At 73.2% G+C, this 16277-nt stretch carries 12 protein-coding genes; 2 read left to right on the top strand and 10 right to left on the bottom strand.

Annotation, left to right across the window (positions count from 1 at the left end; genetic code table 11):
• Positions 1-27: 27 nt before the first annotated feature.
• Positions 28-1593, top strand: coding sequence for a serine protease (locus tag AB8735_RS04895; protein ID WP_372405587.1), 1566 nt, complete (start codon positions 28-30; stop codon positions 1591-1593).
• 27 nt (positions 1594-1620) lie between these two features.
• Here the strand turns inward: AB8735_RS04895 and AB8735_RS04890 are convergent, their stop codons facing one another.
• Genes AB8735_RS04890 through AB8735_RS04880 form a run of 3 tightly spaced genes read right to left on the bottom strand, consistent with a single transcriptional unit; the run spans position 1621 to position 5215 of the window.
• Positions 1621-2637 (bottom strand): ABC transporter permease, encoded by a 1017-nt coding sequence (locus AB8735_RS04890; RefSeq protein ID WP_372405586.1) that lies wholly within the window; start codon positions 2635-2637, stop codon positions 1621-1623.
• Entirely contained in the window at positions 2637-4169 is a 1533-nt protein-coding gene (locus AB8735_RS04885; protein ID WP_372405585.1) for a sugar ABC transporter ATP-binding protein, read from the bottom strand. Before AB8735_RS04885 ends, AB8735_RS04890 begins: the two co-directional genes overlap by 1 nt.
• Positions 4166-5215: a sugar ABC transporter substrate-binding protein gene (locus tag AB8735_RS04880; protein ID WP_372411777.1), complete on the bottom strand. Its 1050-nt coding sequence runs from the start codon at positions 5213-5215 to the stop codon at positions 4166-4168. The genes AB8735_RS04885 and AB8735_RS04880 overlap by 4 nt, the downstream gene beginning before the upstream one ends.
• A 289-nt stretch (positions 5216-5504) precedes the next feature.
• Between AB8735_RS04880 and AB8735_RS04875 the strand changes: the two genes are divergently transcribed.
• Positions 5505-6275 carry a DJ-1/PfpI family protein gene (locus AB8735_RS04875; RefSeq protein WP_372405583.1) on the top strand — a complete coding sequence of 257 codons (771 nt, stop codon included), beginning with the start codon at positions 5505-5507 and terminating at the stop codon, positions 6273-6275.
• Between the two features lie 41 nt (positions 6276-6316).
• On the opposite strand, the gene AB8735_RS04870 is transcribed toward AB8735_RS04875, so the two are convergent.
• The 7 genes from AB8735_RS04870 to AB8735_RS04840 all read right to left on the bottom strand — a co-directional run bounded on the left by AB8735_RS04870 (position 6317) and on the right by AB8735_RS04840 (position 16237).
• Entirely contained in the window at positions 6317-7078 is a 762-nt protein-coding gene (locus AB8735_RS04870) for an aspartyl/asparaginyl beta-hydroxylase domain-containing protein (protein WP_372405581.1), read from the bottom strand.
• A gap of 64 nt (positions 7079-7142) precedes the next feature.
• Entirely contained in the window at positions 7143-7946 is an 804-nt protein-coding gene (locus AB8735_RS04865; protein WP_372405580.1) for an ABC transporter ATP-binding protein, read from the bottom strand.
• The gene (locus AB8735_RS04860) at positions 7943-8908 is read right to left on the bottom strand and encodes an iron ABC transporter permease (RefSeq protein ID WP_344032856.1); all 966 of its coding nucleotides are present in this window, start codon (positions 8906-8908) and stop codon (positions 7943-7945) included. The genes AB8735_RS04865 and AB8735_RS04860 overlap by 4 nt, the downstream gene beginning before the upstream one ends.
• Before the next feature lie 47 nt (positions 8909-8955).
• A complete protein-coding gene (locus AB8735_RS04855) occupies positions 8956-9948 on the bottom strand; it encodes an ABC transporter substrate-binding protein (protein WP_372405579.1) in 993 nt (330 codons plus the stop codon).
• 74 nt (positions 9949-10022) lie between these two features.
• Positions 10023-14357 carry an amino acid adenylation domain-containing protein gene (locus AB8735_RS04850; protein ID WP_372405578.1) on the bottom strand — a complete coding sequence of 1445 codons (4335 nt, stop codon included), beginning with the start codon at positions 14355-14357 and terminating at the stop codon, positions 10023-10025.
• Positions 14344-14601, bottom strand: coding sequence for a phosphopantetheine-binding protein (locus AB8735_RS04845; protein ID WP_344032850.1), 258 nt, complete (start codon positions 14599-14601; stop codon positions 14344-14346). Before AB8735_RS04845 ends, AB8735_RS04850 begins: the two co-directional genes overlap by 14 nt.
• Before the next feature lie 43 nt (positions 14602-14644).
• Positions 14645-16237 (bottom strand): long-chain-fatty-acid--CoA ligase, encoded by a 1593-nt coding sequence (locus AB8735_RS04840; protein ID WP_372405577.1) that lies wholly within the window; start codon positions 16235-16237, stop codon positions 14645-14647.
• Positions 16238-16277: the final 40 nt, after the last annotated feature.

Below are 16277 nucleotides of genomic sequence, written 5' to 3'. Positions count from 1 at the left end.
CCGGTGCTCGACGGTGCAGTGCAGGTCATGATCAATTCTTCCGTATCCCGCTCTTCCGCATCCCGCCGGAGCGTCCTCGCGGCCCTGACGCTCACCCTCGCCCTGGCCGACGGCGCGATCCCTGCCGCCCACGCCGCCGGGCCGGAGACGTACACGCTCACGGTCCGCCACCTCGACCGCGCGGGCCGCTCGACGGGGTCCTACGAGACCACCGTCACCGGCCTCTCGGGGCCGGGCGCCGGGCGGGCCGTCAAGCCGCACGGCGACTCCGGCACGACCACCGTGCGCCTGCCCAAGGGCCGCTATCTGCTGGACAGTTACCTGCCCGGCGGCAGCGCCGCCGCCGGTGCGGACTGGGTCGTGCAGCCGCGCCTCGACCTCGACCGGAACACCACCGTCACCGTCGACGCGCGGACCACCGCCCCCGTCGACGTCAGCCCGCCCGACCGCTCCGCGGACTTCCTGCAGGGCGCGATGTTCGTCCAGGTCACGCACGGCGGCACCGCCCGGGTCGTCAACCGGCTCGCGGGCTCGCCCCGGCTGCGCGTCGGCCACCTGGGCCCCGCCGCCGAAGCGGGCTCGGTGAAGCAGTGGTACGACGCGTACTGGACGACCAAGAACACCACCTACGCACTCGGCGACAGCGTCACCGGCGACCGCGCCCTGACCGGGCTCACCCGGCACCCCGCCGCCAAGGACCTGGCCACGGTGCGCGTCCAGGGCGCGGCCCGGCCGGGCGCCCAGGGGTCCGCCACCGCCGACGTACAGCCCGCCGGCCTCTCCATCGGCGCCTCGCGGAAGTTCCCGGTCCCCGGCGCCACCACCTTCCTCGTGACGCCCGGCCGCGGCCCCTGGGAGTTCGTCTACTGGGCCCCCACCGCGCCCGGCGCCCCGGCCACCCGCTACACCGCCGGCCCCCTCGCCGTGCGCGCCGGTTCCACGACCACGCTCGCCTTCGACAACCCCGTCCTCGGCCCCACCCTGACCGGCCGTCACCGCGTCGTGCGCTCCGGCAACCGCCTCGCCGTCGACGTGCCGCTGCTCGCCGACGGCAGTGGCCATGCGCCGTCGGCATCGGCGTACGCCACGGCCTCGACCACGCTGCACCGCGACGGCAAGCCCGTCGGGACGCGGTCCGGCGCCCCCGGGCGCGCCGAGTTCACCGTGCCGCCGGGGCGCGCGTCCTACCGGGTCACCAGCACCGCGCAGCGCAAGGGTGCTTCCGGCGCCGCCACCCGCGTGACCGCCGCGTGGACCTTCGTCTCGCGCGCCACCACCCGCCCGACCCCGCTGCCGGTGAGCGTCGTACGGTTCTCACCCCGGCTCGCCCCGGGCGGTACCGCCGTCGCGGGCGGCGACCTCCGCATCCCCGTCGCCGTGGAGGGAGCCGCCGCGGGCGGACGCGTCCGGTCGCTCAAGGTCTCCGTCTCCATGGACGGCGGCAAGTCCTGGACCCGGGTCCCGGTCGAGCGCGACGCGGTGACGGTCCGCAACCCGCGCGCGGGCACCGGAGTCTCGCTGCGCGCCGAGCTGACCGACACCGCCGGGAACACCCTCGCCCAGACCGTCGTCGACGCCTACCGGACGCGGTGACCCGGACGGCCCCGTACACCCGCCGTCTCACTCCTGCTTCTCGCCGGACGCGAAGCGCGAGACGACCAGGGCGGCGATGATGATCCCCCCGTTGAGGAACTGGTTCCACAGCGGGGGGACACCGGCCAAGGTCATGATGTTGACGACCAGTTGAAGGGTGAGCACCCCGGTCAGCGCCCCGAACAGGGTGCCCTTCCCGCCGTCGAGGCTCACCCCGCCGATGACACAGGCGGCGAACACCTGGAAGATCCAGCCGCTTCCCTGGCCGGCGGAGACCGCCCCGTAGTGACCGGCGTACAGGACGCCGGCGAAGGCCGCGAGCACTCCGGCCAGGACCAGGACGACGCAGACGACGCGGTCGACCCGGATGCCGGCCGTGCGCGCGGCCTCGGCGTTGCCGCCGATCGCGTACAGGGCGCGCCCGTGCCGGAACCAGGCGAGCGCGCTTCCGCCGGCCAGGAACAGCAGACCGGTGATCCAGATCGCGGCGGGCACACCGAGCCAGTCGGCCCGCCCGAGGTAGGTGAACGACCCGGGCAGGTCCACGACGGACTGCCCCTCGGAGACGGCGATCTGCAGGCCGCGCCACATGGTCAGCCCGCCGAGGGTGACGATGAAGCCGTTGAGCCGCAGAACGAGGATCAGGAAGGCGTTGAGGCCGCCGATCAGCGCCCCGGCGAGCAGGCACAGCGGGACGGAGAACGCCCCCGGCAGCAGCCCTGCGGTGCCGAACCGGCCGTCGGCGGACGGCAGGACGAGCCACATCGCCACGACGGGGGCGACGCCGACCGTGGACTCCAGGGAGAGGTCCATGCGCCCGGCGACGAGGACGAGCGACTCCGCCAGCACCAGCAGGCCGAGCTCCGTGGAACTCTGCGCGACATCGACGAGGTTGTCGGAGGTCAGGAACGCGGGCGAGACGACGAAGCCCGCCACCCCCAGGACCAGCAGCACCGGGAGCAGGGACAGGCCCCGGTGGTGCGCGAGGACGGAACCCCTGCGCCCGGGCCCGGCCGCCGGGGGAGCGTCCACGGTGGCCGCCATCAGCGTCCCTCCTCGTGCGTTCCGGTCATGCCTTCCACCGCGGCGACCAGTTGGTCGTCGCTCCAGCCGGGTCCGAACCCGGCCACGACCCGGCCGTGGAACATGACCACGACCCGGTCGCACCCCCGCAGGTCGTCCGGCTCGTCGGAGACGACGAGCGCGGCCCCGCCCTCGTCGGCGGCCTGCCGGATCCTGCGGAGCAGGAACTCCTTGGCCCTGACGTCGACCCCGGCCGTGGGGCGGATCGCGACGAGCAGACGCGGGCCGGTGGCCAGCGCCCGGGCGACGACGACCTTCTGCTGGTTGCCGCCGGACAGGGCCGCGACGGGCGCCGAGGGGCCCGGCGCCGTGATGTCCAGGTCCCTGATCATGCGCTCGGTCAACGCCCGGGCCCGGGACGGGAGAACGGTGCCGAACGGCCCGAGCCGGCCCCGCAGAGTGAGCGTGGCGTTCTCCGCCACGCTGCGGCCGGGGACCAGGCCCTGCAGATGCCGGTCCTCCGGTACGAGGCCGACGCCCGCCCGCAGCGCCGCCGGCACATCGCCGCCGCGCACCGTGCGGCCCGCCACCACGATCCGCCCGGCCCGGGCGCGGTGCAGCCCCGCGACGGTCTCGGCGGCCCGGACGGCGCCGCTCGACGCGGAGCCCGCCAGGCCCACGACCTCTCCGGCCCGCACGGTGAGGGAGAGGTCGTGGAACGCGCCGGGGAGGGTCAGCCCGTCGACCGACAGCACCTCCGGTCCGGCCGTGCGGGCGGCCGCGGGCCGGTCCCGCGCGGCGGCCGCCGCCTCTCCGGTCATCGCCTCCACCAGTGCCGCGTGGCCGAGTTCGGACACCGGCGCGGTCACGACGTGGCGCGCGTCCCGGTAGACCGTGACGCGGTCGCACAGGTCGTAGACCTCCCGCAGGTGGTGCGAGATGAAGAGGAACGCCACCCCCCGGCACCGGAGTTCGCGCAGCTTCGCGAAGAGCCGGGCGATGCCTTGGGCGTTGAGAGCGGCGGTCGGCTCGTCGAGGACGACGAACGCGGCCCCGGAGGACAGCGCACGGGCGATCTCCACGAACTGCCGCTGTTCGACGGTGAGATCACCGGCCCGGCGCCGCGGGTCGAGGTCCACGCCGTAGGCGCCCAGCAGCTCCGCGGACCGGCGGTGCAACTCCCGCCAGCGGATGGGCCGCAGGGCCGAGGCGCTCCCGCGGCCGAGGAAGAGGTTCTCGGCGACCGTGAGGTGGGGGAGGACGGTGGAGTGCTGGTGGACGCAGGCCACGCGGGACCGCCAGGCGTCGGTGTCGCCGAAGGCGGGGGCGGGCTCGCCGCCGAAGGCCAGGGTGCCGGCGTCCGGTCTCCGCAGCCCCGTGAGGAGGGAGACGAGCGTGGACTTGCCCGCGCCGTTGCGGCCCACCAGCGCGTGCGCCTCCCCCGGCAGGACGGTGATGCGGGCGTCGTGCAGTGCGACGGTGGCGCCGAAGCGCTTGAAGAGGCCCTTCGCCTCGGCCACCGGGACCGGGGAGGCCGCGCGGGCGCCGGTCACCTGGCGCCGTTGGCCCAGAGCGAGGCGTCGTCGACGTTCTCCAGGGTCACCAGGGGCGCGGGGAGCCGGTCCTCCAGCCCGTTGGGGATGCTGACGACGGTCGATCCGTGGCCGGTTCTCCCGGGGCTGAACCGTCTGCCCTCGGCCGCCGCCCGGGCGTAGTAGAGGGCGTACTCGGCGTAGAGGTCGGCGGGTTGCGAGACCGTGGCGTCGATCTCCCTCCTGCGGATGGCGTCGAGCTCCTGCGGGATGCCGTCGTTGGAGACGACGCTGATGTGCCCCGGCGCGCCCGCCGGTCTGAGCAGGCCCTTCTGCCGGAGGAGCGCGAGGGTGGGGTCGAGGAACACCCCGCCGGCCTGCAGGTAGATGCCGTCGATGTCGGGGTGCTGGGTCAGCAGGGTCTGCAGCTTGTGGGAGGCGACGTCGCCCTTCCAGTCGGTGGGCAGCGGGAAGACGGTGATGCCGGGGAAGTCCTTCGCCATGCAGTCGGCGAAGGCCTCGGAACGGTCCCTCCCGTTGACGGACTTCAGATCGCCCTGGAGCTCGGCGACCTTGCCCTTGCCGCCCAGCCGCTGGCCCAGGAACGCGCACGCCTTGGTGCCGTAGGCCCGGTTGTCGGCGCGTACGACCATGTAGACCGGTCCCGCCTTCGCGTCGGGCCTGGTGTCGACGCTGATGACCGGAACCTTCCGGTCCGCGAGCCTCTTCAGCGCTCCGGAGACGGCGCCCGTGTCCTGCGGCGCCATCACGACGGCCTTCGCGCCGGTGTTGGCGAACACCAGGGCGTTGGAGACCAGTTTGCCGATGTCGTTCTGGGAGTTGCTGGCCGGCAGCAGCTCGACCTCGGCCCTGCGCTCCGACGCGCGGAGGTACTTGGCGTAGGCGTTCCAGAAGTCGGAGTCGGAGCGCGGCAGGTCGACGCCGACCGGTGGACCGGCCTTCCCGGCCCGGCCGTTGTCGCTCCCGCGGTTGCACGCGGTGGTGAGCCCCACGGCCACGATCACGGCCAGGGCCGCGGCGGCCGTACGGACCGCGGCGGGTCTCACGGCGACGGACTTCTTGGCGACGGACTTCATGGCGCGCACCCCCTCTGCCCGGGGCGCTGCCGCCCCGCAGTCATCGGACGAGTGGTCCTTGGAACGTCGAAGGGAGGCTACGAGAGCACTGGTCGGACGGCAAGGTGGCCCCGGCAAGGAGGGGAAGATGGGATTCCGGCCACAAGTGGTCGATTCTGGCCAGAAGTTGATCACTCGTGGCGCTGGAGTTACTGTTTTTCGGCCAACTGAGCGATGACGCTGTCCCGGTGTTGCTACAGGAACAACAGGGGGGAACTCAGTGCGTCGCAGGAATCTTCTGAAGTCGGCGATGGCCCCGGCCGCGGCGGCGGCCGTGGGGGCCGTGGGCGCCGGGGGCATCGCCTCGGCCGCCGAGCGGCCGGCGCGGGCGCCGGAGGACAGGAAGCGGGGGGCGGCGGCCCGTTCGGGGCCGCTGCGGGTGCAGATCGTGATGTTCGACGGGGTCGAGGAGCAGGACTACATCGCGCCCTTCGAGGTCTTCTCCGCGGCGAAGAAGATCGGTGGTGCCGTCGAGACGTCGTACGTCTCGCTCGACGGCCCCCGCACCGTGGAGTCCGCCTACGGAACCAAGATCGTGGTCGGCAAGGGCTGGGAGCCGCAGTCGGCCGACCTGCTGGTGGTGCCCGGCGGCGGCTGGGGATCCCCCACCGGGGGCGTCCCGCAGGAGATCCGCCGCGGAGCCCTGCCCAAGGCGCTGGCGGACGCCAAGCGCCCGGACCTCGTCATGACGTCCATCTGCACCGGGGCGATGCTGCTGTCCGCCGCCGGGCTGACCAAGGGCCGCAACTGCACCACGCACCACAAGGTCAAGGACGAACTGCGCAACCAGGGCGGGGTCGTCCGTGACGGCCGCATCGTGGACGACGGCGACCTGGTGACCTCCGGCGGGATCACCTCGGGGCTCGATCTCGCCCTCTATCTGGTCCAGCGGGAACTGGACAACTCCACCATCCCCACCTCGCTGGAGCTGATGCTGGAGTACGAGCGGCGCGGCACCGTCTGGCGCGCCCCGGGGACGACGGCCCGGTAGTTCCCGCGGAGCGGGCCCGGCCGGGCCCGCTCCGTCCCGCCTCAGCCCTCGCCCATCATCTTGCGGATCTCGGTGATGAGCGTGGTGAGGGCCTTGCGCTCGGGGACCGTGGTCTCCGGGTGCCAGAGGTCCATCAGCAGGCAGGTGCGCGGGCGCGTACCGCGGTTCCACGCCTCGTGCTCGAAGGAGTAGTCGAAGAGCAGCGTCTTCCCCTCCTCCCAGGCCCGGGTCTCCCCGGCGACCGTGATGCCGCAGTCCTCGGGGATGTCCACGGCCAGGTGCAGGTTGATGCTGAAGTTCCACAGGTCGCAGTGCGGGGCGATCGAGGCGCCGGGCAGCAGGGTCGAGAAGTGGCACTCCAGGAGCGGGCAGAGCAGCTCCGTGTCGACGGCCGACTCCTTGAGCACCCGGTACGCCGTCGGCACGGTGGCCGCCGACTCCTCGACGAGGCCGCCCTTGCGGTAGAGGTACAGGGCCTGCCAGTCCTCCTGGCGCTGCAGGTAGTGCTCGTAGTCCGAGAACGCGCTGCGCCGCCCGGCCCAGGCGGTCTCCAGCTCCTCCTTGATCGCCGCGTGCGCCGTCTCGAACGCGTCGACCACGGGGGCCAGTTCCGGGTGCCCGTGGGGGTCGTGCCAGGGCTGCTGGGAGATCCCCGGCAGGATCCACTTCGCGTCCTTCTGCAGGGGGTGCCGCTGGTGCCGCTGCTGCTTCTGCGGCTCCAGCATCTCGTCGACCCGTGCGAGCGAGTCGCGGCCGTACTCGTCCCGGATGGCGGCGAAGGCGAGTTCTATCTCCGGTGTCATGGGGATCTCTCCAGGTTGTGCGGAACGGGTGGTGCGGAACGGGACCGCGGAACGGACGGCTGCGTCAGCCGGCCGCGCTCTCCGGGACCACGTCCAGGCCGAGCGGGTTGGCCCCGTAGGTGATGCGGATGACGCCGTCGGCGTGACGGTCCGCGGTCGCCGCCACGCCGAAGACCTCGCGCAGGAGGCCGGGTGTCAGGACGTCCAGGACCGGGCCCGCGGCGACGACGACGCCCTCGTGCAGCACGACGAGGTGGTCGCAGAGCCGGGCGGCCAGGTCCAGGTCGTGCAGGACGGCCAGGGTCGTGATGCCGGTGGAGCGGATGAGGGCGAGGAGTTCGAAGCGGGCGCGGATGTCGAGGTGGTTGGTGATCTCGTCGAGGACGAGGAGCTCCGGCTGCTGGGCCAGCGCCCGCGCGAGCAGGACGCGCTGGCGCTCGCCGCCGGAGAGCGAGGTGAAGTCCCGCCCGGCCAGCGGGCGGGCCCCGCACGCGTCGAGCGCCCCCTCGACCGCCGCGTGGTCGTCGGCCCCGTCCCGGCCGAGCAGGCCGTGGTGCGGGGTGCGGCCCAGGGCGACGACCTCGGTGACGGACAGCCCGGCCGGGCCGGACCCGCCGTCCTGGAGGACGGCGGCCGTACGGCGCGCGGCGGCCCGCGGCGACAGGGCCCACACGTCGTCCCCGCCGACCCGGACCACACCCTGCTGCGGCCGCAGGGAGCGGTAGACGGCGCGCAACAGGGTGGACTTTCCGCTGCCGTTGGGGCCGACGAGACCGACGATGTCCCCGGGGCCGGCGTCCAGGGACGCGTCGTGCAGGATCGGCCGGCCGTCGAGGGCGATGTGGAGCCGGTCCACGGTGAGTTTCATGCGGTGTCCAGGCTCTTGTTGCGGCGGAGGAGCCAGAGGAAGAAGGGCGCGCCGAACAGGGCGGTGAGGATGCCGATGGGCAGCTCGTTGGGGCTGTTGACGGTGCGCGAGAGCAGGTCGACGACCACCAGGTAGATGGCGCCGACCAGCGCGGCCCGGGGGAGCAGCCGCCGGTGGTCGGCGCCGGAGGTGAGGCGGACGAGGTGCGGGATCATCAGCCCGACGAACCCGATGCCCCCGGCGACGGCGATGACGGTGCCGGTCAGCAGGGCGGCGAGCAGCAGCAGCACTGCCCGCAGCCGGTTGACGTCGACGCCGAGCGCGGTGGCCGACTCGTCCCCGGCGAGCAGGGCGTTGAGCCGCCGCCCGAAGAGCGAGAGGACCGCGGTGACGGCGACGACGACCGTGGTGACGACCGGGAGCTGGCTCCACTGGGCGCCGGAGACGCTGCCCAGCAGCCAGAACACCACCTGCCGCAACTCGGTGGGCGTGGCCTGGAGTTGGAGGTAGCTGGTCGCGGCGAGGAAGACGTAGCCGACGGCCACGCCGGACAGCACCAGCCGGGTGGGGGCCAGCCGGCCCCGGCGCTGGCCGAGGAGGAAGACCAGGACCACCGCCGCGATGGCCCCCAGGAACGCGGCGCCGGAGACGCCGAGTCCGCCGAGGGCGCCGCCGGCGAGGGTGATGACCAGCACGGCGCCCAGCGAGGCGCCGGAGGAGACGCCGATGACATAGGGGTCGGCCAGCGGATTGGCGACGACGGCCTGCAGTACCACCCCGGACACCGCGAGACCGGCGCCGACCAGGGCGGCCAGGACGACGCGGGGGACCCGGAAGTTCCAGACGATCTGGTCAAGGGCCGGGTCGCCGGACGCGCCGCCGCCCGTCACATGGTTGAGCACGATCCGCCAGACGTCGCCCAGCGGCACGTCGACGGCCCCGATGCTGACCGCCACCATCATGACGGCCGGCAGCAGGGCCAGCAGGACGATCAGGACCAGTGCGGGGCTCAGCCGTTGGTGAAGGCTTCGGGGTGCAGCATCCTGGCGATCCGGTCCACGGCCACGTCGTTGCTCGGGCCCTGGTAGATCGAGTCGGACAGGACGACGAAGCGATTGTTCTTCGCGGCTGGCCACTGGGGGAACTCCTTGAACAGTTTACGGGCGTAGGCCGCGGGGTCGGCGTCCTTGTAGCTGATCACCACGAGGGCGTCCACCGGTTCCGAGGCGACCTTCTCCTTGCTGACGTTGGCGAACGGCCCCTTGGAGGCGGACGCGAAGGCATTGCTGCCGCCCGCCTTCGCGAGGATGTCGTTGAAGACCCCGTTCGCCGCGATGTAGCTGAAGTCGTCACCCGTGTTGGAGAACCCCACCAGGACCCGGGGGACCTTCTTCCCCCGGACCTTGGCGGACGTGGCGTCGATCGCCTTCCGCGAGGCCGTGATGATCTTCTCGGCGCGGTCGCCCACGTTGAAGATCCTGCCCAGGTCGCGCAGCAGTTGGTAGCTGTCGGCGATCGTCGCGTGCGAGGTGTCCTGGTCGCACCCCTGCGGGGACACATACGCGTTGGCGCCGACGGAGGAGAGGTCCTTGCGGGTCGCGACGCCGTTCTTGGCGTCGAGACCGTAGGAGGTGGGGGTGAGGACGAGGTCCGGGCGCAGGCCCAGCATCGTCTCGCGCGGGATGTCGGAGGCGTCGTTGAGCTTGACGTTCCCGGTGGGCAGGGCCTTGATGGCGTCGGCCCTGCCCTTGACCTCGGAACGGTCGTAGGACTGGGTGTTGGCGACCACGCGGTCGCCGAGCCCGAGTGCCAGCAGCGAGGAGACCTCGGCGACGGAGGCGCCGTTCATCAGGACCACACGGCTGGGTGCCTTGGGGATCGTGACGGTCTGCCCGCAGTTGGTGAGGGTCACCGGATAGCCCGGGCCACCCGTCCCCGCCGACGACGCTCTGTCGTTCGACGAGGACGAGGACCCGCAGGCCGCGGTGGCCAGGCAGAGCAACCCTGCCAGGATTGCTCCCGCTACGGACCGTTTCGATGGCAATTCGGGCTCCTAGGACGGGGACTGACTTCCTCTCAGTAGTCGGAGGAGGACCCGTCGGAGTTCCCCGCGACGCCCGACTTCTCCTCCGGCGACTTCTTCTCCGGGGGAGCGGGCAGCACACCCGCCTCCACACAGTGGTCGAGATAGCGGAACATCAGGGCGCGGTCGGCCTCCGGGCAGGCGATCCCGGTGCCGTCCAGGCCGCGCAGGACGTTGTCCGCCCTGACCCGGCCCAGCCCGAGGTCCGGCCCGTCGCCGTCGTCCTCGCCCCCGTCGGTCCAGGAGTCGAAGAAGGCGCCGGTCGTCGCCGCCACGTCGGCGGAACGGGGCAGCTCCTCGCGCCACCGCCCGAGCGGCAGCCGCTTCACGGCGTACCCGTACTCCTGCACCCAGTCGTAGAGGTCGTTCAGCCGCACCTGGGGAACGGGCGCGTGGTTGAACACCGTTCCGGATGCCGCCGTCAGGGACAGCCGTACGACGGCCCGGGCCACGTAGTCGACCGGCGTCCAGACCTCCGCCTCGAACAGCTCCGGCACGATGCCGGCCGGGATCCCGGAGCGCAGGACGCTCCAGAGGAAGTCCCGCTGGTTGACGAAGCCGGTGCCGGCCGGGCCGGTCACCCGCCCCAGGCGGTGCAGGGTGGCCGGGAGCCCGCGCTCCGCGGCCTGCTCCAGGAGCCGTTCCGAGGCCCACTTGCTCTGCTGGTAGCCGTAGACCAGCCCGGGGTGCGCCGGCAGGAACGCCTCCGGCACCTCGGGGCTGTGGCTGCGCGGAGGGGCCACGGACAGGGTCGAGACGAGGTGCAGCGGGACCGAGCGCTCCGCCGCCATGCGCAGCAGCTGCCGGGTGGCCTCCGTGTTGGCGGCCCGCAGGCTGGAGTAGTCCCGCATGATGCTGACGGTCGCGGCGTTGTGCCAGATCGCGTCGCAGGTCGCGGCCAGCTCGGCGAACAGCCCGTCCTTCAGGCCGAGCAGGGGCCGGGACAGGTCGGCCGGGACGGCGGTGATCCGCTTCCCGTCCGCCGGCCACGGCAGTCGCTGCTCGGCGAAGGACCGGCGGAGCCGCTCGGTGGCCTCCGCCCCGTCCGCCGCGCGGACCGGGCAGACGATCTCCGCGTCGGTCACGGCGAGCAGTTCGGCCAGCAGATGGCTGCCGACGAAGCCGGTGGCACCGGTGAGCAGGATCCTGCGCGGAGTGCCGGACGGGCGCGGGCCGTTGCCGGGCCGGATGTCCTCGTCGAGCACGGTGTCGGCGAGGAGGGCCGCCGGCAGGCCGGTGGCGGGCGGCTCCGGTGCCGCGTTCTGCCGCGCCTCCCGGTCCAGGAAACCGGCGAGTTCGGCGGCCGTCGGGTACTGGAACAGCCAGGCGACGCGCACCTCCCGGCCCAGTTCCACCCCGAGCCGGTTCGCGACCTGGATCGCCTGGAGCGACTGGGCCCCGAGGTCGAAGAAGTCGTCGCCGGCGGCGATGCTCTCCAGCCCGAGGACCTGCTCCCACATGCCCGTGATGACGCGCTCGACCGAGTCGTCCGCCACGTCCGCCGCGGCGGCCGGTGCCGGGGTCCGTACCGCGAGCAGCGCATTGCGGTCGATCTTGCCGGAGGCGTTGCGGGGGAGCCGGTCGGTGAACTCGACGGCGGACGGGACCATCGCGGCGGGCAGGGCCGCCCGCAGGTACTCCCGGAGCGCCGACGCGTCCGGCGCGGGGTCGTCCGCCGCCACGTGCGCCACCAGCCGGCGGGTCCCGTCGGGCAGGACCTGCCCCACGACGGCCGCCTCGCGGACGCCGGGGTGGGCGAGGAGGACGGTCTCGACCTCGGCCGGCTGCACCCGGTGGCCGCTGATCTTGAACTCGTCGTCCGCCCGCCCGGCGAAGTACAGCTGTCCGTCGTCGCCGAGCCGCACCAGGTCGCCGGTGCGGTAGGCGCGCGGGCTTCCGGTCAGCCGGTGGAACGGGGCGAAGCGCGCCTCGTCCGCCTCGCGGCCGCCGCGGTAGCCGCGGGCCAGCGCGTCGCCGACGAGGTGGAGTTCGCCGTCCAGGACGGCGGCCCGCAGACCCGGCAGCGGAAGCCCGATGGGGACGTGGCCGGCGGGCAGGGCGGGGTCGTGCAGATCCGCGACGGTGGCGACCACGGTCGCCTCGGTCGGGCCGTAGGTGTTGAACAGCCGCACGGAGGAGCCGACGGCACCGCGCCAGCGGTCGACGCGCTCGGGCAGGGCGGCCTCGCCGCCGATGACGACCGTCCGCAGCCCCGCGGGCAGCGCCGCGGCCCCGGTCGAGACGGCGTACGCCAGCTCGTGCCAGTAGGCCGTGGGCAGGTCGAGGAAGCTGATGCCCAACTGCCCGCAGGCGTCCAGGAGCCGGGGCACCGACTCCGTCATGTCGTCCGTGCGCACGACCAGGGTCGCCCCGGTGCACAGGGTCAGGAAGATCTCCTCGACGCTGGCGTCGAAGTGCAGCGGGGCGAACTGCAGGACGCGGTCCTCGCGTTGCAGGCCGTAGCGGTGGGCCGCCCCGGTGACGAAGTGGGCCAGCGCGCCGTGGGTGATCTCGACGCCCTTGGGCTTGCCGGTGGAGCCCGAGGTGTAGATGACGTACGCCAGGTCGTCGGGCGCCCCGGCGGAGGGGAGCGCGGCGCGGGCCTCGTCGTCCCCGTCGATCAGGACGACGGCGTGGCCGTCGAACGAGGACGCGTGCGCCGCGGAGGTGAGGACGGCGGACGGCCGGGCGTCGGCCAGCAGGGCCTGGGTACGGGCGGCCGGGGCGGCCGGGTCGAGCGGGCAGTACGCCGCCCCCGAGAGCAGGACGCCCAGGATCGCGGTCACGGCCTCGATGCCCCGGGGCAGCGCCACGGCCACCAGGTCGCCGGGGCCGGCCCCGCGGTCGGCGAGCCGCTGGGCGACGGCCCGCGCGTTGCCGAACAGCGTCGCGTAGGTGATGCTCCGGCCGTCGTGCTCGACGGCCGTGGCGCTCCCGCGCCGGGCGGCGTGCCCGGCGATGTGGGCCAGGACCGGGCGGACGGGGCCGGGGAGCGGCCCGCCGTCGAGCACGGTCAGCGGCCGGAGCTCGCCCAGCGCCTCGTCGGGGCGGGCGACGGCCTCGCGCAGCAGGTCCAGCAACCCCTGCTGGTGGGCGGCGAGTTCGGCCTCGGTGTAGAGGTCGGGGTTGCCGTCCACGGCGATCCGCAGGCCCGCGCCCTCGGCCCGGTCGTACACATTGACCGACAGGTCGTCGACGGGACCGGCCGACACGTTGTGGACCGTGCTCCGGTGGCCCGCGAAGCGCAGGTCGTACTCGAAGGGCATCACATTGACGCCCGGGCCGGACAGCCGTCGGTTGCCGCCGACCAGCTTCAGGTCGCGCCGCAACTGCTCGTAGCGGTACCGCTGGTGGGGCAGCCCGGAGCGGAGCTCGCCGGAGACCCGCAGCGCGAGCTCGCGCAGGCCGTCCCCGTCCTCGACGGTGACGCGCAGCGCGAGGACGTTGCGGACCATGCTCGGCACCCGCAGCGACACCGAGCCGAGGCGGCCCATGGCCGGCAGGCTCAGGACGATGTCCCGCGCCCCCGAGACCCGGTGGATGTAGGCCGCGGTGGCGGCCACCATCACGTCGGACCAGGTCACCGAGAGCTCGCGGGCCAGGGCGCGCAGCGGCTCGACGTCCGCGGGGCCGAGGTCGACGACGCGGCGCAGGAAGGTCCGCGCGGGCAGGGCGTGCCGGTCGGTGAGGCTGGCCACCGCCGGACGGTCGGCGAACCGCTCCGTCCAGTAGGCGCGGTCCTTGGCGCAGCGCTCCGACTCCCGGTAGGCGCTCTCCTCGTCCCGGACCGACTGCAGGGTGCCGAAGCCGCTCGGGCCGAGGGGTGCGTCCTCCGCCAGGGCCGTGTAGGTCTCGGCGACGCGGCGGGCGACCAGGGCGAGGCCGAAGCCGTCGAGCGCGATGTGGTGGACGCGGTGGTACCACAGGAAGTGGTCTTCGGCGATCTTGAACAGCGCGTGGCCGAAGACCGGTTCGCGCGTGAGGTCGACCGGGCGGTCGATGTCACGGGCCATCCAGTCGAGGGCCGCCGCGCGCGGGTCCGCGAGCCCCGTGAGGTCGGCCGTGTGCGGTTGCCAGTCCGTCACGGGCTCGGTGAGCTGCCACGGCTGCCCGTCGTCGACGACGAAGCGGACGTTCAGCGCCTCCGTCTCGGCGACGGTGGCCCGCAGGGCCCGCTCGAACACCGCGGTGTCCACCGGGCCGTGGATCTCGACGTACTCGGCGGTGTTGAACGCCGGGCTGTCCAGGTCGAGTTGCTGGCCGGTCCAGATGCCCTCCTGGGCGGCCAGCAGCGGGCTGCGCCCGGTCCCCTGCTCAGACGTCGCCACGGGAGGCTCCCGACTGGCGCTCGGACAGCAGCTCCCACCACGCGGCGAAGGAGGTGCGCTCGGCGAGCTCCAGGAAGCTCACCTGGACACCGGCGGCCCTCCAGCGCTCGGCCAGGGTGGTGATGCGCAGCGAGTCCAGGCCCGCGAGCAGGGGGTTTTCGTCCAGATCGACCTCTTCGGGTCGCTGGTGCAGGAACTCCGCCAGGTCGGCGCGGAAGACCGCCGGGGTCAGGGGCTCAGCCATTGTCGTTCTCTCTCGTAGCTGCGGGGTGGTAGCTGTGGGCCGGTCAGTTGACCTTGCGGTCCGAACCGCTCCAGAAGCGCTCGCGCAGCTCCCGGCGCAGGATCTTCCCGCTGGGGTTGCGCGGCACCTCGTCGATGAACTCGTAGGCGGCCGGCAGCTTGAAGGCGGCCAGCCGGCCGACGAGGAAGCGGTGCAGGTCGCGGGGGGTGGGCTCGTGCCCGGGGGCCGGGACGATGAAGGCGTGGACGGTCTCGCCCCAGCGCTCGTCCGGGGCACCGACGACCACGGCGTCGGCCACGCCGGGGTGCGCCTCCAGGACGTTCTCGATCTCGGCCGGGTAGACGTTCTCGCCCGCGACGATGACGGCGTCCTTGATCCGGTCGCTGATGAAGACGTAGCCGTCCTCGTCGACGTATCCGGCGTCCCCGGTGTGGATCCAGCCGTCGACCAGGGTCTCGGCCGTCTTGTCGGGCAGGCCCCAGTACTCCACCATGCGGGCCGGGGTGTGGAGGCAGACCTCGCCGACCGAGCCGGTGGGCAGTTCCCGTCCCTCGTCGTCGATCACCTTGGCGCGGACGCCCGGGTACGGGTGGCCGGCGGCCTTCATCCGCGGGCTGCCCGGGACATGGGCGGACGGCGGCAGACAGCAGGCGGTGTTGCCGGTCTCGGTGAGTCCGTAGATCTGCGCGAACTCGCTGCCGAACATCGCCAGGCTCTCCTCCAGGAGCGCCTCGGAGATCGGCGAGCCGCCGTACACGATCTTGCGGAGCGCGGTGAAGTGCTCCGGTGCGACGTCCGGTTCGGCCAGCATCAGCCGGAGCATGGCGGGGACCACGCAGGCGGTGGTCACCCCCAGGTCCCGGATGAGCTCGACCGCGGCGTTGGCGGCGAAGGCCCGCATCACCACGAGGGTGGTGCCGGCGTTGAGGTTCTGGGTGGCCCACCACAGACCGCCGACGTGGAAGCCGGGGATGCCGACCAGCGCGACGTCCCCGCTCCGCCAGTCGATCCAGTCGAGGCCCTCGCTCGCCAGCGCGTCGCGGATGGCGAAGAAGCTGCGGTGGGCGAGGACGACGCCCTTGGGCAGGCCGGTGGTGCCGCTGGTGTAGATCTGGGCGACCGGGGTGTCGGGTCCGGCCTCCGCCTCCGGCTCGGTCCCGGGGTGGGCGGCCTTCCAGGCCTCGAAGCCCTCGGGGACGCCGAGCCGCACCACGGTGGCCGGCGGGCCGGCCGGGAGGCGGTCGAGGACCGGAGCGAACTCCTCCTCCAGGAAGAGCAGTTCGGTCCCGGAGTCCTGGAGGATGTGGCTGACCTCGTGGGCCGTGAGCCGCCAGTTGATGGGCACCAGCACGGTCCCGCTCTTGGCGCAGCCGAAGAGGATCTCGTAGTAGTGCGCGGATTCCTTGCCGAGGTAGGCGATCCGGGTGCCCGGGGCGGCACCGGCGGCCCGGATGGCGTGGGCGATGCGGTTGCTCTCCACGTGCAGCTGCCCGTAGGTGGTGCTGCGGCCCTCGAAGAGGATCGCCGGGGTCCCGGGCTGCCGCTCCGCGTGGAAGCGTGCCGTCTCCACGAGGGTCCGGAGTTCCGGGTGGTACAGCTTTTCGCCAGTGGTCTGTTTGTTGGTGAATTCGGCCATTCCCAGGCCACTCCGCTCTCGGCCGTTCGTCGGTGCGCCG

The organism is Streptomyces luteireticuli (genome assembly GCF_041519305.1).
Lineage (GTDB): Bacteria > Actinomycetota > Actinomycetes > Streptomycetales > Streptomycetaceae > Streptomyces > Streptomyces luteireticuli.
This window is presented reverse-complemented; position numbering and strand designations above follow the sequence as displayed.